Origin of the sequence: Kribbella sp. NPDC003557 (assembly GCF_040610805.1) — a bacterium.
Taxonomy (GTDB): Bacteria; Actinomycetota; Actinomycetes; order Propionibacteriales; family Kribbellaceae; genus Kribbella.
In genome coordinates this window covers 648,510-668,310 of sequence record NZ_JBEXMY010000006.1, presented here as the reverse complement: position 1 = coordinate 668,310, position 19,801 = coordinate 648,510, and the positions used below count along the sequence as shown (strand labels likewise).

Here is a 19,801-nt window from a genome sequence, read left to right as displayed (position 1 = left end):
GGCCTCCGGGATGACGCACGGTGACACGCCGCCCGGCAATGCGATGCCAGGACCATAACCGGCCGGTGCAAATCCGGCATCTCGGCGCCTGTCGCGGACCTTGGTCCCGGCCCACCCGGGCGGTATGCCTCTAGGTCGCGGGACCGCCGGATTGCGAGCGTGGACGAGGGAGGTGCGGCCGATGGTGGCAGGGGATGTGACGGCGGTACTGCGGGTGACGCACCAGATGCGTCAGGTGGCTCGGGAGGTGTTCCTGATCACGGCGGCGATCGTCTTGTACTTCGGGGTCCGCGGACTGATGACGACACGCATCGACACCGCCTACCGCAACGCCGGGAACGTCATCGCCCTGGAACAGTCGACCGGGATCTTCGTCGAGCCACAGCTGCAGGAGTCCGTGATCCGGCACGGCTGGCTGGCCGAGGTGCTCGGGTACATCTACATCTACGGGCACTGGCCGGTGGTGCTCGCCACCCTGCTGTGGTTGCTGATCCGGCATCGTGAGGCGTACGGGCTGTTCCGGAACGCGATGCTGTTGTCCGGCGCGGCCGGGCTGGTGATCTTCGCGGCGTTCCCGGTCGCGCCGCCGCGGTTCCTGACCGGGTACGGGTTCGTCGACACGGTCAGCGAGCGCACCTCGGCGTACCGCGTCCTGCAGCCGCCCGCCTTCGTGAACCAGTACGCGGCGGTGCCGAGCCTGCACTTCGGCTGGAACCTGCTGATGGGGATCGCGGTCGCGAGCCTGGGCGCGCACTGGATCATTCGTTTGTTCGGCTGGCTGATGCCGGTGCTGATGTTCTGCGCGATCGTGCTGACCGCCAACCACTACATCGTCGACGGCGTCGCCGGCGGAGTGATCGCGCTGCTCGGTCTGCTGGCGGCCTACCGCCTCGGCAGGAAGCCGCGCTGGGCGCGCAGGCTCAGATAGCACAGGCCCGCCGCGGGAACCGGTGCCCAGAACTGCAGCAGGCGCCAGGACAGGACGGCGAGGACGGCGGTCTCGCCGGGGACGCCGAAGCCGATCAGCGTGGAGATCGCGATCCCCTCGACGATCGCGATCCCGCCGGGGGTGAGCGGGACGGCGGCGGCCAGGTTGGCGGCGCAGTACGCGAGCAGCAGCGGTACCGGCCCGACGAGCTCGCCGTACGCGAGGAGGAAGGTCCACAGCACGGCGGCGTCGAGGAGCCAGTTCAGGGTTCCCCAGAGCAGGAAGGCTTTGCGCACCTCACGATCGGCGAGCAGGTCGCGCAGCCGGAGGGCGACCGATTTCACCCACGGACGCCCGCGGCGGGGGAGCCTGCGCAGGACGACCCGCAACAAGCGCGCCGCGCACCGTTCCAGGGCGGAGCGTTCCCGGACGGCGAGGCCGCCGGCCGCGATCGTCACGAGCCCGATCAGGAACATCGTCAGGTACGCCGGTGTCGCGTCGCGGAGGAACAGTGCCGGGATCGAGACCAGCCAGGCGATCAGGAGCAGCGCGAGGTACGAGCCGACCGCCTCGGCCGTGATGGTCGCGGTGATGTCCGTGGTGCGCGCGCCGCCCGACTGCAGCAGCCGGAAACGGAGCGCGGTCGCCGTCGCCGCGCCGCCGGGTACGACGTGGCTCACGCCGTACCCGGTGATGTCGGAGCGCAGGATCCACGAGAACCGGACCCGGCTCCGGCCGAGCAGCGCGCGGGTGAAGAGCGAGTAGCTGACCAGGCAGGCGGCCTCGAGCACGCCGGCGGCGACGATCCAGAGCGGGTCGAGCCGGGTGACCCGGTCGAGCGAGTCACGAGCCGGCGCGAGCCTCGGGAGGACGACGTACTCGACGAGCGCGACCAGCAGGACGAGCGAGACCGCGGACCAGACCCGGCGATACCAGGCCGGCCGGGACCCGGTCGCTCTGTGCATGCGTCGCTCCTTCCTCTCCGCAGCGTCGCCGTCCGAACGCCGCCGCGGGAGGGCCGAAGGTCCGGGCTGTTCCGGTGCGGAGGCCCCTGCTCCCGTGATCGGCCGCGAGGTGAGGTGGAAGGGCAAGGAAAGGAGCTGACGATGAGACGGTTGGTGATTCTCGGTGGCGGTACGGCCGGCACCGTGGTGGCCAACAAGCTGCGGCGACGGCTGTCGCCGGACGACTGGCGCATCACGGTGATCGACGGCCGGCGTGATCACCTCTACCAGCCCGGTCTGCTGTTCGTGCCGTTCGGCGGCCGGGAGGATCTGCTCGAGCCGCGCCGCCGGCTGCTGCGGAACGGGATCCACCTGCTGATCGGCGAGGTCGCCGCCGTCGACCCGGAGGCCAGGTCCGTCCGGCTCTTCGACGGTGACGTGGTCGGGTACGACTACCTGGTCATCGCCACCGGCACGACCCCGCGGCCGGACCAGACCCCGGGCATGCTGGGCAGTGAGTGGCACCGCACGATCCACGACTTCTACACCTACGACGGCGCCTTCGCGCTGCGCGACGCCCTGCAGGGCTTCACCGGCGGCCGCCTCGTCGTCCACGTCGTGGAGCAGCCGATCAAGTGCCCCGTGGCGCCCCTGGAGTTCACCTTCCTCGCGGAGGCGTTCTTCCGCCGGCTCGACATGCGCGACCAGGTGGAGCTGGTCTACGTGACACCGCTGGACGGCGCGTTCACCAAGCCGATCGCCTCGCGGTACCTGGGCCGGCTGCTCGACGACCGCAAGATCGCGGTCGAGACCGACTTCCTGGTCGAGCGCGTCGACGCCGAGCGGAAGGTCCTGGTCAGCTACGACGAGCGGGAGATCGGCTACGACCTGCTGGTCACCGTGCCGCTCAACATGGGCGCGGACTTCGTCGGCGCCTCCGGGCTCGGCGACGAGCTGAACTACGTTCCCGTCGACAAGGGCACCCTGCAGTCCACGGCGCACCCGGACATCTTCGCCGTCGGTGACGCCAACGACCTGCCGACGTCGAAGGCGGGCTCGGTCGCGCACTTCTCCGCCGAGGTCTTCGTGGACAACTTCTGCCAGTACGTCGAGGGCCGCGCGATGACGCACCGCTTCGACGGGCACGCGAACTGCTTCGTCGAGACCGGCGACGGCAAAGGCCTGCTGATCGACTTCAACTACGACACCGAACCGCTGCCGGGACGCTTCCCGCTCGGACGTCTCGGACCGCTGTCCCTGCTCCGCGAGACCAGGGCGAACCACTGGGGCAAGGTCGCATTCCGCTGGATCTACTGGAACCTGCTGCTCCCGGGGCGGCGGCTGCCGGTCCCCACCCGGATGTCGATGAGCGGGAAGCACCGACCGGACGAGGAGGTCCGACCATGACCACCGTTCACCCGCAGATCCACACCGACGCGGAGGGTTTCCTCACCGAGTACGACGAGTGGACCGAGGAGCTCGCCGGGCAGCTCGCCGAGCGGATCGGCATCGAGCTCACCGACGAGCACTGGAAGGCGATCCGGTTCCTGCGTCAGGACTACCCGACGCACGGCGAGACCGCCACGCTGCGCCGGGTGTCGACACTGGCCGGCATCCCGGTGAAGCAGCTGTTCGTGCTGTTCCCGGGCAAGCCGGCCAAGAAGATGGCGTACGTCGCCGGCCTGCCGAAACCCCGCGGATGTGTCTGAGGAGGACATCATGACCACGACGATGCCGCTGGTGACGCCGGACTTCGGTGACGAGGCGACGGCCGGCCGGAAACTGGCCATCATCTGCTCGAAGGGCAACCTGGACATGGCCTACCCGGGCCTGATCCTGGCCAACGCCGCCCTCGGCGAAGGCGTCGAGACCCATCTGTTCTTCACGTTCTGGGGTTTCGACATGATCACCAGGTCCCGGATGCACGACCTGAAGTTCACCATGCTCGGCAACACCGCGACCCACCTGCCGCAGGGCCTCGGCGGCCTGCCCGGGATGACCGCGATGGCGACGCACCAGATGAAGAAGCAGATCCAGGACATCGGCGTCCCCGACGTCCCGGAGTTTCTGGACCAGATCGTCGCCTCCGGCGGTCACCTGTGGGCCTGCCGGATGTCGGCCGACATGATGCACCTCGACGAGTCGGACCTGTTCGAGGACGTCGAAGGCATCATCAGCGCCGCCGACTTCATCGAGAAGACCGAGGGCGCCCAGATCATCTTCATCTGAGCGTGCCGGAGTGGTCAGCCTCCGGCCGCGGCGGCCGGGATGATCGCGACGGGGCAGTCGGCGTGGTGCAGGACGGTCTGGCTGACCGAGCCGATGAGCATGCCGGCGAAGCCGCCGCGGCCGCGGGCGCCGAGGACGACGAGGGCGGCGTCGGACGACAGCCGCAGGATGTGCTCGGCGGGGTGGCCGGTGATGTGGACCAGCTCGGCGTCATGCCCGCCGCGGGAGTGGACGGCCTCGCGGAGTTCGTTCTCGGTGATCCGGTGCAAGGCGGTTCCGGTCGGCTCGGCGGCGATCACCCGGACCGCGAGGTCGTGCCGGCGCGCGTACTCGAGCCCGAAGTCGAGCGCGGTGTCGCCGGCCGGCGAACCGTCGTACCCGATGACCACCCGGATGCCGGCCAGGCTGCCGAGGTCGGGCCGGACGACGACCACCGGGCAGCGCGCGTTCGCGGCCAGGTCGAGTCCTGTGGAGCCGACGAGAGCACCGATCATCACGCCGAGGCCGCGGCTGCCGATCACCACGACCGCTGCCGTGCCGGACGCCTTCACGAGCGCCGCCGACGGCGAGCCGCTCTCGATGCGGGAGTCGATGACGATCCCCGGCATCAGCCCGCGGGCCTGCGCGACCGCCTTGTAGACGACCTCACCGGCCTGTGCCGGCGAGCTGCCGGGAGCGACGGCGTACACCAGATGCAGCGGGCTGCGGAGCGACGCGGCCTCCGTCGTACCCCATTTGATCGCGACGTCCGCCGCGGGAGAGCCGTCGATGCCGACGACCACCGGCAGGTGTTTCATCCGAGCCTCCGGGAGTGGACGGGCGCGGCGGCCGCGGTGTCCGGTGCGGGGATGCCGTCACCGGTCAGCAGCAACTCGCGCAGCCGGGCGATGAACCGGGCGGCCGGGGCGCCGTCGACGATGTCGTGGTCGGCGCTGACGGTCAGCTGCAGGAACTCGCGCTCGACGAGTACGCCCTGGAAGAGCACGGGCCGGCGCGCGATGCCGCCGACGACGATGCTCAGTGTGTGCAGCTGGAAGCCGATGCCCCAGCCCGCGCCGGCGTCGAACATGCCCACGCTCGTCAGGCCGATCGTCCCGGCCAGGGCGCGCTGCCGGTGCGGCATCCGGTGCAGCATGCCGAGCAGCCGGACCCGGACGAACCCCGGCAGCAGCAGGTAGCCGTGCACCCACGGCGCCTTACGCACCGACGGGCTGCGCCGCGGATCCGCCTTGACCGCGTGGATCTCGTCGTGGAGGTCCACGACCGTACGCCGGCCCGCGTCGCGCAGCACATGGGTGAAGGCGAACGGCCGGCCGTCCACGTCGACCTCGACCGGGAGCCCGACGTCGACCTGGTCGAAGATCACCTCGCGGCCACGGAAGTCACGGTACGCCTGGACCACCGGGTCGGCCGCGACCGCGGCGGCGACGCAGTGGACGACGAACGCGGTGAAGTACCGGGTGGCGTCGTCGCGGCGCAGAGCGGCCCGGGCGGACGTGACGTCGACCTCGAAGAGGCCATGGATGGCATGGCGCCGGCGGGCGGCACGACCGGCGTCGATCACCAGCTGCCGGACCCACGGCACCCGTCGTACCTGCGCGTCGTGCACGGGGCCACCTCCTGAACCGATCTCGTTCGAGCATCGGCTTCCCGGACCGCCGTGCGCACCGGCCGTCGGTCCTCCGGGCGCGGGACCTTGGACCTCAGTCGTCCGCCGGGTCGCGCAACCGGGCCGCATGGTCGGGGACCTGGGTCTGCATGTCCCGCGGCGTCCGTTCGTACCCCTTGGACGGCGGCCGCGGCGGCAGGTCGAGCGGCGGTCGCTGCACCTCGTGATACCGGACCGTCGACAGCAGGTGCGCGATCATGTTGATCCGGGCGGAGCGTTTGTCCTCGCTCTCCACGACGTACCAGGGCGCCTCCGGGATGTCGGTGTGGACGAACATCTCGTCCTTCGCGCGCGAGTAGTCCTCCCAGCGGGTGATCGACTCCAGGTCCATCGGGGACAGCTTCCAGCGCCGCATCGGGTCCTCGAGCCGGCTGCGGAACCGCCGCTCCTGCTCGCCGTCGCTGACCGAGAACCAGTACTTGCGCAGCAGTACGCCGTCCTCGACCAGCAGCCGCTCGAAGATCGGGCACTGGTGCAGGAACCGCGCGTACTCCTGGTTGGTGCAGAACCCCATCACGCGTTCGACGCCGGCGCGGTTGTACCAGCTGCGGTCGAACAGGGCGATCTCGCCGGCCGCGGGCAGGTGCTCGACGTACCGCTGGAAGTACCACTCGGTGCGTTGCCGCTCGGTCGGCGCGGGCAGCGCCACGATCCGGGCGACGCGGGGATTGAGGTACTCCGTCACGCGTTTGATCGTGCTGCCCTTGCCGGCCGCGTCGCGCCCCTCGAAGACGATCACCAGCCGCTCGCCCTCCGCCCGCACCCACTCCTGCAGCTTCACCAGCTCGGCCTGCAGCCGCAGCAACTCGCGCTCGTAGGCCTTCTTCGGCAACTTCTTCATCCCTGAACGATGCCGCATTCCGGCACCCGGCGGACAGGTCTTTCGGCCCTACGAGCGAAGTCCGGGCGGCTGTTCGCTCGAAGGGCACGGACACGTCGAGCCGAAGGAGCAGGTCCATGCAGTACGTCGTACCCGCCCGTTCCGGGGTGCCGGAGGCCTCGGGCCCGGCAGTTCGCATCACGGCCACCGAGGCGGCCCGGCAGGCGATCCGGCACCTGACCGAGACCCGCGGGGCGCCGGTGATGTTCGTCCAGTTCGGCGGCCGTGGCGTCGAGCGCACGCCGCGGTGCTACCCGGAGAACGAGTTCCCGGTCGGTCCCGGCGACGTACTGCTCGGCGAGGTCGAGGGCAGCCCGTTCTACGTCGACCGGCGCCTCGAGCAGGCCTGGAGCGAGGAAGGTTTGCTGCTCGACGTCGCGCCCGGCGGCCCGGAGGGGTTCTCGCTGCCCGCCGGACTCGGCGGCCACTTCGTCACCCGTCCCGGCGGTCGTGTTCGTCCGTCCACACCCGTCACCTCCGAAAGGAACGTCATGAAGGCAGCCGTCGTCACCGATTTCGCCAAGCCGCTGGAGATCCAGGAGATCCCGGTTCCCGAGCCGGCGCCGGGCGAGGTTCTGGTGCGGATGGAGACCAGCGGTCTCTGCCACACCGACATCCACGCCGCCCACGGTGACTGGCCGGTGAAGCCGAACCCGCCGTTCGTCCCCGGCCACGAAGGCATCGGGATCGTCGAGAAGCTCGGCGACGGTGTGACGCAGCGGGCCGTCGGCGACCGGGTCGCGATCGCGTGGCTCGGCTACGCGTGCGGCACCTGCCGGTACTGCATCGGCGGCTGGGAGACGCTGTGCCCGGAGCAGCGCAATTCGGGGTACTCCGTGAACGGCAGCTTCGCCGAGTACGCCGTGCTGCCCGCCGCCTTCGCGAACCCGGTGCCGGACGAGGTCTCGTCCCGGGACGCCGCGCCGCTGACCTGTGCCGGCGTGACGACGTACAAGGCGATCCGGGTGGCCGGCGTGGCGCCGGCGGAGACCGTGGCGATCTTCGGGGTCGGCGGACTGGGGCACCTGGCCCTGCAGTACGCGCGCATCGCCGGCGGCGTAACCATCGCCGTCGACATCGAGGACAGCAAGCTCGAGATGGCCGAGGAGCTCGGCGCGGACCACCTGGTGAACGCGGCGACCAGCGATCCGGTCGAGGCGATCCAGGCGCTCGGCGGCGCCGACGTCGCGGTCGCGCTGGCGGCGAACCCGCAGTCGTTCGACCAGGCGTTCCGGTCGTTGCGCCGGGGCGGGCGGCTGGTCTGCGTCGCGTTGCCGGCCGACAACGGAGCGTTCAGCCTGCCGATCTTCGACACCGTGCTGAACGGCAAGACCGTGATCGGCTCGATCGTCGGCACCCGCAACGACCTCGCCGACGTCTTCGCGCTGCACGCCGCGGGCCGGACGAAGGTCATCGCCGTCGACCGCAAGCTCGACGACGTCAACCAGTCGATCGCGGACGTGCTGGCCGGCGACATCCCGGCCCGTGTGGTGTTCCGGTTCTGAAGGGTGATCCTGATGGACGAGCTGCTGGGCGAGGACGACCGGAAGGCGTTGCTGGCGGCCGCGGTGCTGGCGCCGTCGATGCACAACACGCAGCCGTGGCGGTTCCGGTTCGCGGCCCGGGCGGTCGAGGTGTACCGGGACCGCGAGCGCGAGCTGCCGGCCGAGGACCCGTCGCGGCGGATGCTGTTCGTGTCCCTCGGTGCGGCGATCTTCAACCTCCGGGTGGCTGCGGCGGCCCGGGGGATGGGGTCGGTGGTCCGGCACCTCGTCGATCAGCGGCGGCCGGACCTCGTCGCCGTCGTGGAGCTGCACGCGGCGCCGAGCGATCCGATGGCCGCGCTCGCACCGTCCCTGACCGAGCGCCGGACGAACCGGGAGCCGTTCACCGATCGGCGGCTGCCCGCGCAGCTGCGGGTCGAGCTCGACCTGTGCGCCCGCACCGAGGGCGCCGTCCTGCAGTGGATCGACAAGCCGACCCGACGCTGGTGGTTGCAAATGGCAACGAACGACGCGACGGCCGCGGACGACGAGAGCCAGGCGCGGACGGCCGAGCGCCGGCACTGGGTCGGCGGCGACCGGGCCGCCGACGGCGTGCCGTCGAGTGCGTTGGGTTCGCGGGCCGCGGGTGGTGCGCCGGTCGTGCGGGACCTGGCCGCGACGGACGCGGACGCGGCGCGGCCGGTGGCCGACTTCGAGCGGGAGCCGCAGCTGGCGGTGCTCGCGACCCGCTTCGACGGGCCGATCGAGTGGCTGCGCGCCGGCCAGGCCCTGGAGCACGTGCTGCTGGAGGCCACGGCGCGCGGAGTGTCGACCTCGCTGCTCAACCAGGCGATCGAGCACGAGGAGCTGCGCGGCGAGATCAACGATCCTCTCGGGCCGTGGCAGCGCCCGCAGTCGGTGATCCGGTTCGGCTACGGTACGGCGGTTCCGGCGACACCCAGGCGCCCGGCCGAGGACGTGCTGATCAGCGAGTGACGTGGGTCCGGACAGGTCGGGACCTTGGGCCCTGACCACGGAGCGCCGCACAGCCGAACCTGGGAGGTGCGGGGGGAGCCGCAGTCAGGAGGGGTTGTCATGACCGCCGCCAAGCAACGGTCCGGGGAACTGTGGGTGCTCATGCAGACTCGTCGGCTCGGGATCGGCCGCAACCCGTTGCGTCGTCCGTCGGACCGGTTGGAGAGCATGCTGCTCTGGTGCGCGCTGATCGCCGCGCTGCTGATGCTTCCGATCGGGGCGGCGACCGGCAACGCCGTACGGAACACGCTCGACGCGTCGTCGGCGCGGCAGCGGGCGGCGTTGCACCAGGTGCAGGCCCGGACGCTGGAGAGCGCCGAGCATGAGGTGCCGAGTGTGCCCGGGGACGTACTGACGGTCATCAAGGTCGGATACGTCGACACGCAGAACGCCGAACGACAGGGCTACACGACCGTGGTCCGCGGTACCAAGGCCGGCGCCAACGTCAGCGTCTGGCTCGACAGTTCCGGAACCATCGTCACCGCACCGCGCTCGACGTCGGACGACGCCGCGTTCGGCGCCACCGCGGGCGTCTCGACCGTCCTCGGTTCGTGGCTGCTGCTGTGGGGCCTGTTCCGCCTCGCCCGGGTCCCCCTGGACCGCCGCCGCCTGCGCGCCTGGGACGCCGAGTGGACCACGATCGCCCCACGCTGGCACCGCGGCCAGAAGTAGGCCGCACGGTCAGGACCAGCAAGACGTGGCTTTGGGGGACCTTCGGCCCTGCTGTCGCGGTCCCGTGCGGTTCGACGCTGGGAGGGACGGACAGAGAACGGACGCAGGGGAGGACGTGATGAGTACGACGACGTACCCGGTCCGGGTGGACGGGGCGCTCGACGACCGGCTGAATCGCTGGTTGTGGTTGGTGAAGTGGGTGCTGGTGATCCCGCACCTGTTCGTGCTGGCGGTGTTGTGGATCGCGTTCGCCGTGCTGAGCTTCGTGGCGTTCTTCGCGATCCTGTTCACCGGCCGGTACCCGCGGGGCATCTTCGAGTTCAACGTCGGGGTACTGCGCTGGTCGTGGCGGGTGCAGTTCTACGCGTACGGCGCGCTGGGCACCGACAAGTACCCGCCGTTCACGCTGGATGACGTCCCGGACTACCCGGCGCATCTGGAGGTGAAGTATCCCGAGCACCTGTCGCGCGGTCTGGTGCTGGTCAAGTGGTGGTTGCTGGCGATCCCGCAGTACATCGTGGTCGCGTTCTTCGTCGGCAGCGGGACCTGGTTCGCGACGCAGGCGGACGACCGGATCTGGGCCTGGAGCGGCGGGCTGGTGGGCCTGCTCGTCCTGGTGGCCGCGGTCGTGCTGCTGTTCACGGGGCGCTACCCGCGGTCGGTCTTCGACCTGGTGCTCGGGATGAACCGCTGGGTGTTGCGGGTGGCGGCGTACGCCGGGTTGATGGTCGACCAGTACCCGCCGTTCCGCCTGGACATGGGCGGTGACGATCCCGGGACGACGAGGCTGAACGAGCCGCCGCCCGGAGGCCCGCCGGTCACCGACCGGCCGTACCGCGAGCCACTCCAGCCGGGCCAGCCCGGTCAGCCCGGTCAGCCGGGACAACCGGGTCAGACGGGCCAGTCGGGACCGGCGCCGCAGCCAAGGGCGAGGATGTCGGGCGGACGCATCGTCGCCCTCGTCCTCGGCATCATCGTCACGCTGGCCTCGATCGCCGGCCTGGTCGTCGGGGGCGCGCTGGCCTGGCTCGACGAAGGACGCCGGGACTCGGCGGGCTTCGTCTCCTCGGACCAGGTGACGCTGAGCACGACGGGATACGCGCTGGTCAGCGAGAACCTCGTGATCGACGCCGGCGCCGCGAACGTCCCGCGGGACTGGTTCGGCGACACGCGGGTGCGAGTGACCTCGACGACCGGCGTACCGGTGTTCGTCGGCCTGGCGAGGTCCGCGGACGTGCAGTCGTATCTGGCCGGTGTCGGCTACGCGACGGTCAGGTCGATCGGCGCGTACCGCACCTCGTACGACAACCACGTCGGCGGCGCACCGTCGACCCCGCCCGCCGGGCTCGAGATCTGGCGCGTCCAGGCGTCCGGCCCGGGCGAGCAGACGATCACGTGGCCGATCGAGAGCGGTGACTGGACGCTGGTCGTGATGGCCGCGGACGCGAGCGCGAACGTCGCGGTCAGAGCGGATGTCGGCGCGACCGCACCGGCGCTGGAGTGGGTCTGGATCGTCGTGCTCGCCAGCGCCGGCCTGACGCTGCTGATCGGCCTGACGCTGGTCGTGCTGGCGGTCGTCCGGCGGCCGCAGCCGGGACCTTCGGCCCTGCAAGCGCCACCGCCCGCACCGATGCAATGAGAGCGAGGAGAACACGCCGACCGACGGAGGGCCGATCATGAGCGTACGAGTAGGGATCAACGGGTTCGGGCGGATCGGGCGGGACTACCTGCGCTGTGTGCTCGACCGCCGGTCCAGCGGCATCGAGGTGGTGGCGGTCAACGACGTCGCCGCACCGGAGACGCTCGCGCATCTGCTCCGCTACGACTCGACGTACGGCCCCCTGAAGGAGGAGGTCGGTCACACCGGGAACACCATCACGGTCGGCGGCCGGCAGTTGCGTGCGACCGCCGAGCGTGACCCGGCCCGGGTGGACTGGGCCGCGGTCGGCGCCGACATCGTGATCGAGTCGACCGGCAAGTTCCGCACCCGCGAGGGCGCCGGCGCCCACCTGGCCGCCGGCGCGCGCAAGGTGATCCTGTCGGTGCCGGGCAAGGATGTCGACGCGACCGTGGTCCTCGGCGTGAACGAGGACGACTACGACCCGGCGGCCCACGACGTCGTCTCGAACGCCTCGTGCACGACGAACTGCGTGGCGCCGATGGTGTCGGTGCTGCACCGGGCGTTCGGCATCGAGCGTGGGCTGATGACGACGATCCACAGTTACACCAACGACCAGGTGCTGCTGGACTCGCCGCACAAGGACCTGCGGCGCGGCCGGTCCGGCGCCGCCAACCTGATCCCGACCAGCACCGGCGCGGCCCGCGCGGTCGGGCTGGTGATCCCGGAGCTGGCCGGGAAGATCGACGGCGTCGCGGTGCGGGTGCCGATCGAGGACGGCTCGCTCACCGACCTCACGGTCGAGCTGTCCCGGCCGGTCACGGCCGAGCAGGTGAACCAGGCGTTCGCCGACGCCGCGGCCGGTCCGCTCAAGGGGATCCTGCGCTACACCACGGATCCGATCGTGTCGCGCGACATCGTCGGCGACCCGGCGTCGTGCATCTTCGACGCGCAGCTCACACAGGTCCAGGACCACCTGGTCAAGGTCTTCGGTTGGTACGACAACGAGTGGGGCTACACGAGCCGCCTGGTCGACCTGACCGAGCTCGTCGCGGCCTCGCTCTGAGCCCAGCAGCTCTGGAGGAGAGATGAACACCGAGTACGTCGTACGGCTCGACGGCGACGCCGGATCGGAGCAGATCGGGGTGAAGGCCGCCCGGCTGGCCGCGCTGGCCGGCGAGGGCATCCGCGTGCCCGACGGGTTCGCGCTGACCGCGGCGGCGTACCGGGAGTTCGTGCGCGAGGCCCGGCTGGAGCCGTTGATCGCGCACTGGATCCGCCGCTTCCGGGCCGGCTGTGACCTGGTCGTCGCCGCGGCGGAGATCCGCTCGGCGTTCCGCGACGCGCCGGTGCCGCCGGCGCTCACCGAGGAGATCCTGGCCGGGTACGACGCGCTGGGCGGCGACGGCACCGACGTCGCCGTGCGCTGCAGCCCGGTCGACTCGGCGGACGGTGTGCAGGACGACGTGTTCCTGCACCTGCGCACCGGCGCGGACGTGGTCGCGGCCTGCCGCCGGTGCTTCGCCTCGCTGTTCAGCACGGTTGCCGTTGGCAACCGTGAGGCGCTCGGCCTGGATCACCTCGACGCCGTGATGCCGGTGACCGTGCAGACCATGGTGCGCGCCGACCTCGGGGCCTCCGGTACGGCGCGCGGCGAGAGCACGTTCGTCCGGGTGCGGGCCGGCTGGGGCCTGGGAGAGCCGCCCGCCGGTGACGTCGACCAGTACTCCGTCCACCCCGGCCGCAGGCCGCTGATCGTGCGGCACCACGGCGCCAAGCTGACCAAGGTCGTGTACGCCGACCCGCGCGGGACGCGGACCGTGCCGACGACGTACGACGAGCGGATGGCCCTGGTGCTGAGCGACGAGGAGCTCCAGCAGCTCGCCGTGTGGTCGAAGCGCGCCGACCGGCACTTCCGCCGTCCGATGGCGCTGGAGTGGGCGAAGGACGGGGTGACCGGGACTCTCTACGCGGTCGAGGTCCGGCCGTGGGTGGTGCCCACGGTGACCATCGCCGCGCGCGGCCGGACCGTCTCCGAATCGCGGCTCGGGTGACGGTCATGTTCGAGGTCCGGATCCACGGCCGCGGCGGCCAGGGAGTGGTGACGACGGCCGAGCTGCTGTCGGTCGCGGCGTTCACCGAGGGCCGGCACGCGCAGGCGTTCCCGACCTTCGGCTCGGAGCGCACGGGTGCGCCGGTCGTCGGGTTCTGCCGGATCGGCGACCGGCCGATCCGGACCCACGAACCGGTCGCGGAACCGGACGCGCTGATCGTCCAGGACGCCACGCTGATCCATCACACCGACGTGTTCGGCGGACTCCGCGACGACGGGTACCTGCTGATCAACACGTCGTGGTCGCTCGCTGAGCTCGGGCTGGACGCGTTCGCGCGCCGGTTCCGGCCCGGACATGTGCTGACGGTACCGGCGACCGAGCTGGCGCTGACCCATCTGGGCCGGCCGCTGCCCGGCGCCGTCCTGCTGGGCGCCTTCGCCGCGCAGACCGGACAGGTGCGGCCGGAGTCGGTCGTCACCGTCGTCCGGGACCGCTTCGCCGGACAGGTTGCCGAGGGCAACGCCGCGGCCGTGCACGCGGCGTACGACCTGGCGCGCCGGACGCTCGGGGAGGCTGCTGATGCGCTCACAGATTGAGGGCTCGCGCGCGGTCGCGGAGACCGTTGCGCGCTGCCGTCCCGAGGTGATCTGCGCGTACCCGATCTCGCCGCAGACCCACATCGTGGAGGCGCTCAGCGGGCTGGTCGCCTCCGGTGCGCTCGCGCCGTGCGAGTTCGTGAACGTCGAATCGGAGTTCGCCGCGATGTCGGTCGCGATCGGCGCGTCGGCGGCCGGCGCCCGCGCGTACACCGCGACCGCCAGCCAGGGCCTGCTGTACATGGCGGAGGCGCTGTTCAACGCGTCCGGGCTCGGCCTGCCGATCGTCATGACGGTGGCGAACCGCGCGATCGGCGCCCCGATCAACATCTGGAACGACCACAGCGACGCGATGTCGCAACGCGACTCCGGCTGGATCCAGCTGTACGCCGAGAGCAACCAGGAGGCGGCCGACCTGCATGTCCAGGCCTTCCGGATCGCGGAGGAGCTGTCCCTGCCGGTGATGGTCTGCATGGACGGTTTCGTGCTGACGCACGCGGTCGAGGGGGTGGACGTGCCGTCGCAGGGGCAGGTCGACGCGATGCTGCCGCCGTACCGCCCGCGGCAGGTGCTGGATCCCGACGACCCGATGACGATCGGCGCGATGGTCGGGCCGGACGCGTTCACGGAGGTCCGGTATCTCGCGCACCTGCGGCACCGGGAGGCGCTGAAGGTCATCCCGCGGGTCGCCGACGAGTTCGCGCAGGAGTTCTGGCGGAGCTCCGGCGGGCTGCTCCGGCCGTACGGGTGCCTGGGCGCCGAGACGGTGGTGGTGGCGCTCGGCTCGGTGCTGGGCACGCTCAAGGACACCGTCGACGAGTTGCGCGCGGATGGCCTGAGCATCGGGGTGCTCGGTGTGACGACGTTCCGGCCGTTCCCGGCGAGCGCCGTGCGGGCCGTGCTGCGCGGCGCGCGCCGGGTGGTCGTGCTCGAGCGGGCGCTCGCGGTGGGCATGGGCGGCATCGTCGCCGCGGACGTCCGGGGGAGTGTGCCGGAGGCGTCGATCGCGACCGTGATCGCGGGTCTCGGCGGGCGGCCGGTGACCAAGGCGTCGCTGCGGGCGATGCTGACCGACGCCGCCGCCGGCCGCCTGGAGCCGTTGACGTTCCTGGACCTGAAGGCCGACGTCGTCGAGCGCGAGCTCCGGCGTACGGGCTGAGTTGGCAGCGGAGGAGGCACCATGCCTGCGGAGCGGATCAAGTTCTACCAGACCGGTAGCTTCGTGGTCGGGAACCGGCTGCTCGATCCGGATCGGCGGTCGGTGCAGGCCGACGCCGGCCGGACGAACTCGCTGACCATGGGCCACCGCGCCTGTCAGGGCTGCGGCGAGGCGCTCGGCGCGCGGTACGTGCTCGACGCGGTGATGCGTGCCGCCGGCAACCGGGCGGTGACGGTGAACGCGACCGGCTGCCTGGAGGTCTTCTCCACGCCGTACCCGGAGTCGTCGTGGCGGGTCGCGTGGCTGCACTCGCTGTTCGGCAACGCGCCCGCGGTGGCGACAGGTGTCGCGGCCGCGTTGAAGGCGAAGGGCCGGACCGACGTCCGCGTGGTCGGGCAGGGCGGTGACGGCGGCACGGTGGACATCGGTATGGCGTGTCTGTCGGGGATGTTCGAACGCAACGACGACGTGCTGTACGTCTGCTACGACAACGGCGGCTACATGAACACCGGCGTCCAGCGGTCCGGGGCCACTCCGCACGGCGCCCTGACCACGACGACACCGGCCGGGAACTCGTTCGGCCAGGGCAAGAGCCTGCCGCTGATCGCGATGGCCCACCGGATCCCGTACGTCGCCACCGCGACCGTCGCCGACCTGCGCGACCTCGAGTACAAGGTCACCAAGGCGATGGGGTACCACGGCGCGCGCTACCTGCACGTGCTCGTGCCGTGCCCGCTCGGCTGGCGGACGGCGTCGGACGAGACGATCCGGATCGCCCGGCTGGCCACCGAGACCGGGATCTTCCCGGTCTTCGAGGCCGTCGACGGCGAGGTGACGGACGTGACGCGGATCCGCCGGCTCCGCCCGGTCACCGACTACCTGCGGCCGCAGGGCCGGTTCGCGCACCTGTTCGGCGACACCCCGCGCGACGACGTGATCAGCCGGATCCAGGCCGAGGCGGACCGCACCGTCCGCACCTTCGGCCTGACCGAACCCGACGAGGTGGTTTAGATGCCTGAGGCAAGCAGCGTGCATCCGTACGCGATCACGCTGGACGTCGGCTCGAGCCTGGCCAACAAGACCGGGTCGTGGCGGACCGAACGGCCGGTGTACCTGGACCGGATGCCGCCGTGCAACGACGCCTGCCCGGCCGGGGAGAACGTGCAGGAGTGGCTGTCGCTCGCCGAGGAAGGCAACTACGAGGCGGCCTGGCGGCAGATCATGGTCGACAACCCGTTCCCGGCCGTGATGGGCAGGGTCTGCTACCGGCCCTGCGAGACGGCCTGCAACCGGGCGACCCTCGACGAGCCGGTCGGGATCAACTCGGTCGAGCGGTTCCTCGGCGACGAGGCGCTGAAGCAGGGCTGGACGGTGACGGTGGAGGCGCCGCCCACCGGCAAGCGCGTCCTGATCGTCGGTGCGGGCCCGTCCGGGCTCTCGGCGGCGTACCACCTGGCGCGGCTCGGTCACGAGGTGGTCGTGCGGGACGGCTCGCCGGAGGCCGGCGGCATGATGCGGTACGGCATCCCGGCGTACCGGCTGCCGCGGGACGTCGTCGACGCCGAGATCCGCCGGATCGCGGGCCTCGGCGTACGGCTGGAGCTCGGCCACGCGGTCACGGACCTGGGCGGCGTCCTGGACGAGTTCGACGCCGTGTTCCTCGCGGTCGGCGCGCACATCGGGCGACGGGCCGACATCCCGGCCGGCGACTCCGCGCGGATCGTCGACGCGGTGTCGATGCTGGCCGGGCTGGAGAAGGGCGAGCGGCCGCTGCTGGGCCGCCGGGTCGCGGTGTACGGCGGCGGGAACACGGCGATGGACGTCGCCCGGACCGCCCGGCGGCTCGGGGCCACGGACGCCGTCGTCGTGTACCGGCGGACCCGCGAGCGGATGCCGGCCCACGACATCGAGGTCCGCGAGGCGCTCGAGGAGGGGGTGCGGATGCGCTGGCTATCGACCATCGTGTACGCCGGGGGCGATCGGGTGCGGATCGAGAAGATGCGGCTCGACGAGACCGGGTTCCCGCGGCCGACCGGCGAGTTCGAGGAACTGGACGCGGACTCGGTGGTGCTCGCGCTCGGGCAGCAGGCCGATCTGGCGCTCGTCCGGGACCTTCCCGAGGTGACCGTCGCCGACGGCGTGGTGCAGGTGGACGCCGCGATGATGACGGGCCGCCCGGGCCTGTTCGCGGGCGGCGACATGGTGCCGGGCGAACGCACCGTCACGGTGGCGGTCGGCCACGGGAAGCAGGCCGCGCGGAACGTCGACGCGTGGCTGCGGGGTACGTCGTACGCGCATCCGGACCGGCCGGAGCTCGCGACGTACGAGCGGCTGAACACCTGGTACTACTCGGACGCGCCGGCGACCGTCCGGCCGCAGCTGGACGTCGCGCGCCGGATCACGACGTTCGACGAGGTGACCGCCGGCCTGACCGCCGAGACCGCGCTGTTCGAGGCCCGGCGCTGCATGTCGTGCGGCAACTGCCTGGAGTGCGACAACTGCTTCGGTGTCTGCCCTGACAACGCGGTCATCAAACTCGGCCCGGGCAAGCGCTACGAGATCGACCTGGACTTCTGCAAGGGCTGTGGCCTGTGCGCGGCCGAGTGCCCCAGCGGAGCCATCACCATGGTCCGTGAGCGTTCGTGACGGCCGCGGTGGAGCCGAGCAGGGCGTAGTGGCCGTCGTAGCGGGCGTACAGGACGTGCAGGCGGCCGGTGAACTTCTCGGTGAAGATGTCGACCGGTGCGCCGGTCAGGTCGAGGCGGGCGACGGCCTGCGGGATGCTGCTCGGTTCGGCGACGGCGAGCGCGATCGGCGGCGACGTGGCCTCGAGACCGAGCGGGTTCGGCCGGGACTGGAGGATCCGGTAGCGGCCGGGACCGGCGCGCATCACGATGCTGTCCTGGCGGCTGTACCTCTCGCGGAACAGGTGGAAGCGGTAGTCCATCGCCTCCAGCGCACTGATCGCCTCGGCCGCCGTCACCGCCGTCGGGTGGCAGTTCTTGCGCCGGATCACACGGCGGTCCGCCGGCGGCAGCAGCTCCGGGGGCGAGGGCGGCAGCAGCGTGGTCACGCGCTGCCGCAAGCACTCGGCGAGCACGGACGGGAACAGGTGCAACTGCTCGAGGGTGCGGTTCGCGAGCAGCCCGACGAGATCGGACATGGTGGCCGCGGCGACCTGGGCCCGGACGCGATGGCCGCCGCTCAGCTGGACGTCGACCTGCGCGACCAGCGGCCGGAGCAGGCCGGGCTGCGTCAGCCGGGTCAGCCGCACCCGGCAGTGCGGCGCCCAGGTCCCGAGGATCGGCGCCAGGTGCTCGCGGATCACCTCGGCCGCGTCGGTCGGCAGGATCCCCGCCGTACTGACCGGGATCGCGGCCATCCGCAACGGCACCGCGCGTAACGGCACCGCGCCATGACTCTCAGTGCTCATCGTCCCCCCTTGCCCTCCGCCTCAGCTCCGACCGCGGTTCCACCGTCGCACCGCGCCCGGCCCGGCGGGCAGGTCCGTTGGGCCCCGAAACAGGGCCGTTGGTCCCTGCCGCGACGGGTGTCGCGGCGGTCAGGATCGTGGGGCACCGGCGAGAGGAGCTTCCGTGGACGAGTCCGGCAAGGTACGACGGTTGGAGGCGCGACCGGTCGTGGTCGGCTACGACGGCTCGGCGGCGAGTGACGCGGCAGCGCGCTGGGCCGCGGGTGCGGCGCAACGGCTGGGCCGGCAGGTGCGGATGATCCACGTGATGCCCTGGCCGGCGGTGCGCGGTACCGGCGGCGCCGCGGTCGCTCTCGGCACGGATGCCCTCGGCCGGGCGGCCGAACGGCTGCTGGACAAGTCCTGCCGGGACATCCGCAGCGAGCACCCCGGGGTGGTGATCGACGCCGAGGTGGTGATCGGCGACCCGGTCCCGGTGCTGTTGCGGGAAGCGGCCGGCGGGTCGGTGCTGGTGCTCGGCTCCCGCGGCCTGGGCGAGCTGCGCGAACTCGCGGGAGGGTCGGTGATGACGCACATCGCCACGCACGCGGCCAGCCCCGTTATCGTCGTACCGGCGGACTGGCAGCCGCGGCCGGAAGGCCCGCGCCAGGTGGTCGTCGGTGTCGACGGATCGGCAGAGAGCTGGAACGCGGTCGCGGTCGGGTTCGAGTTCGCCGAGCAGACCGACGCCTCGGTCACGGCCGTGCTCGCGTGGCACGACCCGAAGAGCACAGGCCCCGGCGACATGTTGTACCCCGTCCACGACCTCGACGCCCTCGAGGAGGACGGCGCACTCGTGCTGAGCGAGGCCGTGGCGGGTCAGACAGTCGATCATCCGGACGTGAAGGTCACCGAGAAGGTCATCCACGGCGTGCCGTCGAGAGTGCTCGCGGAAGAGTCCCGGGACGCTGACCTGCTGGTCGTCGGGTCCCGCGGCAGGGGCCGGGTCCGCGGCTTCCTGCTCGGCTCGGTCAGCCGCGCAGTCCTGCATCATGCGACCTGTCCGGTGGCTGTCGTGCGCTGACGTTCCTGACCGGGACAGGACATTCGGCCCTGCTCAG

20 protein-coding genes are annotated in these 19,801 nt (G+C 71.5%); 15 read left to right on the top strand and 5 right to left on the bottom strand.

Annotated elements, in window-relative coordinates; translation table 11 throughout:
• The first annotated feature begins 181 nt into the window (after positions 1-181).
• The gene (locus ABZW60_RS27920; RefSeq protein WP_355481670.1) at positions 182-928 is read left to right on the top strand and encodes a phosphatase PAP2 family protein; all 747 of its coding nucleotides are present in this window, start codon (positions 182-184) and stop codon (positions 926-928) included.
• Here ABZW60_RS27920 and ABZW60_RS27915 read toward each other — a convergent pair.
• Positions 883-1,893: a lysylphosphatidylglycerol synthase transmembrane domain-containing protein gene (locus tag ABZW60_RS27915; RefSeq protein WP_355481668.1), complete on the bottom strand. Its 1,011-nt coding sequence runs from the start codon at positions 1,891-1,893 to the stop codon at positions 883-885. The two genes, ABZW60_RS27920 and ABZW60_RS27915, sit on opposite strands and share 46 nt — an antisense overlap.
• Before the next feature lie 141 nt (positions 1,894-2,034).
• On the opposite strand from ABZW60_RS27915, the gene ABZW60_RS27910 reads away from it, so the two are divergent.
• The 3 genes from ABZW60_RS27910 to ABZW60_RS27900 are packed head-to-tail and all read left to right on the top strand — an operon-like array spanning position 2,035 to position 4,101.
• Complete coding sequence (locus ABZW60_RS27910; protein WP_355481666.1) at positions 2,035-3,279, top strand: FAD/NAD(P)-binding oxidoreductase; 1,245 nt, start codon at positions 2,035-2,037, stop codon at positions 3,277-3,279.
• A complete protein-coding gene (locus ABZW60_RS27905; RefSeq protein WP_355481664.1) occupies positions 3,276-3,581 on the top strand; it encodes a TusE/DsrC/DsvC family sulfur relay protein in 306 nt (101 codons plus the stop codon). The genes ABZW60_RS27910 and ABZW60_RS27905 overlap by 4 nt, the downstream gene beginning before the upstream one ends.
• A 10-nt stretch (positions 3,582-3,591) precedes the next feature.
• On the top strand, positions 3,592-4,101 hold the full coding sequence (locus tag ABZW60_RS27900) for a DsrE/DsrF/DrsH-like family protein (RefSeq protein ID WP_355481662.1): 510 nt from the start codon (positions 3,592-3,594) through the stop codon (positions 4,099-4,101).
• 14 nt (positions 4,102-4,115) lie between these two features.
• Here the strand turns inward: ABZW60_RS27900 and ABZW60_RS27895 are convergent, their stop codons facing one another.
• From ABZW60_RS27895 to ppk2, 3 genes are all read right to left on the bottom strand, one after another.
• Entirely contained in the window at positions 4,116-4,898 is a 783-nt protein-coding gene (locus ABZW60_RS27895; protein ID WP_355481660.1) for a universal stress protein, read from the bottom strand.
• Positions 4,895-5,710, bottom strand: a complete 816-nt coding sequence (locus ABZW60_RS27890) for a 2-oxo acid dehydrogenase subunit E2 (RefSeq protein WP_355481658.1) — start codon at positions 5,708-5,710, stop codon at positions 4,895-4,897. The genes ABZW60_RS27895 and ABZW60_RS27890 overlap by 4 nt, the downstream gene beginning before the upstream one ends.
• Positions 5,711-5,804: 94 nt before the next feature.
• Entirely contained in the window at positions 5,805-6,611 is an 807-nt protein-coding gene (ppk2, locus tag ABZW60_RS27885; RefSeq protein WP_355481656.1) for a polyphosphate kinase 2, read from the bottom strand.
• Between the two features lie 116 nt (positions 6,612-6,727).
• Between ppk2 and ABZW60_RS27880 the strand changes: the two genes are divergently transcribed.
• The 10 genes from ABZW60_RS27880 (at position 6,728) to ABZW60_RS27835 (ending at position 17,914) form a co-directional block, all read left to right on the top strand.
• Positions 6,728-8,155: a DUF779 domain-containing protein gene (locus tag ABZW60_RS27880; protein WP_355481655.1), complete on the top strand. Its 1,428-nt coding sequence runs from the start codon at positions 6,728-6,730 to the stop codon at positions 8,153-8,155.
• 12 nt (positions 8,156-8,167) lie between these two features.
• Complete coding sequence (locus tag ABZW60_RS27875; RefSeq protein ID WP_355481653.1) at positions 8,168-9,130, top strand: hypothetical protein; 963 nt, start codon at positions 8,168-8,170, stop codon at positions 9,128-9,130.
• A gap of 99 nt (positions 9,131-9,229) precedes the next feature.
• Entirely contained in the window at positions 9,230-9,841 is a 612-nt protein-coding gene (locus tag ABZW60_RS27870; RefSeq protein ID WP_355481651.1) for a hypothetical protein, read from the top strand.
• Between the two features lie 118 nt (positions 9,842-9,959).
• Positions 9,960-11,480: a DUF4389 domain-containing protein gene (locus ABZW60_RS27865; RefSeq protein ID WP_355481649.1), complete on the top strand. Its 1,521-nt coding sequence runs from the start codon at positions 9,960-9,962 to the stop codon at positions 11,478-11,480.
• A gap of 37 nt (positions 11,481-11,517) precedes the next feature.
• Entirely contained in the window at positions 11,518-12,525 is a 1,008-nt protein-coding gene (gene gap, locus ABZW60_RS27860) for a type I glyceraldehyde-3-phosphate dehydrogenase (protein WP_355481647.1), read from the top strand.
• A gap of 22 nt (positions 12,526-12,547) precedes the next feature.
• The gene (locus tag ABZW60_RS27855; protein ID WP_355481645.1) at positions 12,548-13,513 is read left to right on the top strand and encodes a PEP/pyruvate-binding domain-containing protein; all 966 of its coding nucleotides are present in this window, start codon (positions 12,548-12,550) and stop codon (positions 13,511-13,513) included.
• A 5-nt stretch (positions 13,514-13,518) separates the two neighbouring features.
• Complete coding sequence (locus ABZW60_RS27850) at positions 13,519-14,109, top strand: 2-oxoacid:acceptor oxidoreductase family protein (RefSeq protein WP_355481643.1); 591 nt, start codon at positions 13,519-13,521, stop codon at positions 14,107-14,109.
• Positions 14,093-15,268 (top strand): transketolase C-terminal domain-containing protein, encoded by a 1,176-nt coding sequence (locus tag ABZW60_RS27845; RefSeq protein WP_355481642.1) that lies wholly within the window; start codon positions 14,093-14,095, stop codon positions 15,266-15,268. Before ABZW60_RS27850 ends, ABZW60_RS27845 begins: the two co-directional genes overlap by 17 nt.
• A gap of 21 nt (positions 15,269-15,289) precedes the next feature.
• A complete protein-coding gene (locus tag ABZW60_RS27840) occupies positions 15,290-16,279 on the top strand; it encodes a thiamine pyrophosphate-dependent enzyme (RefSeq protein ID WP_355481639.1) in 990 nt (329 codons plus the stop codon).
• A complete protein-coding gene (locus ABZW60_RS27835; protein WP_355481638.1) occupies positions 16,280-17,914 on the top strand; it encodes an NAD(P)-binding protein in 1,635 nt (544 codons plus the stop codon). It abuts the gene before it with no gap.
• On the opposite strand, the gene ABZW60_RS27830 is transcribed toward ABZW60_RS27835, so the two are convergent.
• Positions 17,889-18,701, bottom strand: a complete 813-nt coding sequence (locus ABZW60_RS27830; RefSeq protein WP_355481636.1) for a sigma 54 modulation/S30EA ribosomal C-terminal domain-containing protein — start codon at positions 18,699-18,701, stop codon at positions 17,889-17,891. The genes ABZW60_RS27835 and ABZW60_RS27830 overlap by 26 nt on opposite strands.
• A 163-nt stretch (positions 18,702-18,864) precedes the next feature.
• Here ABZW60_RS27830 and ABZW60_RS27825 point away from each other — a divergent pair, with 163 nt between their 5' ends.
• Positions 18,865-19,764 (top strand): universal stress protein, encoded by a 900-nt coding sequence (locus tag ABZW60_RS27825; protein WP_355481634.1) that lies wholly within the window; start codon positions 18,865-18,867, stop codon positions 19,762-19,764.
• The last annotated feature ends 37 nt before the right edge of the window (positions 19,765-19,801 follow it).

What these genes read in the sequence shown, in the direction of transcription:
- ABZW60_RS27920 (WP_355481670.1), top strand. Translation starts at nt 182, where the DNA reads ATGGTGGCAGGGGATGTGACGGCGGTACTGCGGGTGACGCACCAGATG.
- ABZW60_RS27875 (WP_355481653.1), top strand. Translation starts at nt 8,168, where the DNA reads ATGGACGAGCTGCTGGGCGAGGACGACCGGAAGGCGTTGCTGGCGGCC.
- ABZW60_RS27840 (WP_355481639.1), top strand. Translation starts at nt 15,290, where the DNA reads ATGCCTGCGGAGCGGATCAAGTTCTACCAGACCGGTAGCTTCGTGGTC.
- ABZW60_RS27835 (WP_355481638.1), top strand. Translation starts at nt 16,280, where the DNA reads ATGCCTGAGGCAAGCAGCGTGCATCCGTACGCGATCACGCTGGACGTC.
- ABZW60_RS27910 (WP_355481666.1), top strand. Translation starts at nt 2,035, where the DNA reads ATGAGACGGTTGGTGATTCTCGGTGGCGGTACGGCCGGCACCGTGGTG.
- ppk2 (WP_355481656.1), bottom strand. Translation starts at nt 6,611, where the DNA reads ATGAAGAAGTTGCCGAAGAAGGCCTACGAGCGCGAGTTGCTGCGGCTG.
- ABZW60_RS27845 (WP_355481642.1), top strand. Translation starts at nt 14,093, where the DNA reads ATGCGCTCACAGATTGAGGGCTCGCGCGCGGTCGCGGAGACCGTTGCG.
- ABZW60_RS27830 (WP_355481636.1), bottom strand. Translation starts at nt 18,701, where the DNA reads ATGAGCACTGAGAGTCATGGCGCGGTGCCGTTACGCGCGGTGCCGTTG.
- gap (WP_355481647.1), top strand. Translation starts at nt 11,518, where the DNA reads ATGAGCGTACGAGTAGGGATCAACGGGTTCGGGCGGATCGGGCGGGAC.
- ABZW60_RS27850 (WP_355481643.1), top strand. Translation starts at nt 13,519, where the DNA reads ATGTTCGAGGTCCGGATCCACGGCCGCGGCGGCCAGGGAGTGGTGACG.
- ABZW60_RS27865 (WP_355481649.1), top strand. Translation starts at nt 9,960, where the DNA reads ATGAGTACGACGACGTACCCGGTCCGGGTGGACGGGGCGCTCGACGAC.
- ABZW60_RS27895 (WP_355481660.1), bottom strand. Translation starts at nt 4,898, where the DNA reads ATGAAACACCTGCCGGTGGTCGTCGGCATCGACGGCTCTCCCGCGGCG.
- ABZW60_RS27880 (WP_355481655.1), top strand. Translation starts at nt 6,728, where the DNA reads ATGCAGTACGTCGTACCCGCCCGTTCCGGGGTGCCGGAGGCCTCGGGC.
- ABZW60_RS27870 (WP_355481651.1), top strand. Translation starts at nt 9,230, where the DNA reads ATGACCGCCGCCAAGCAACGGTCCGGGGAACTGTGGGTGCTCATGCAG.
- ABZW60_RS27900 (WP_355481662.1), top strand. Translation starts at nt 3,592, where the DNA reads ATGACCACGACGATGCCGCTGGTGACGCCGGACTTCGGTGACGAGGCG.
- ABZW60_RS27855 (WP_355481645.1), top strand. Translation starts at nt 12,548, where the DNA reads ATGAACACCGAGTACGTCGTACGGCTCGACGGCGACGCCGGATCGGAG.
- ABZW60_RS27905 (WP_355481664.1), top strand. Translation starts at nt 3,276, where the DNA reads ATGACCACCGTTCACCCGCAGATCCACACCGACGCGGAGGGTTTCCTC.
- ABZW60_RS27915 (WP_355481668.1), bottom strand. Translation starts at nt 1,893, where the DNA reads ATGCACAGAGCGACCGGGTCCCGGCCGGCCTGGTATCGCCGGGTCTGG.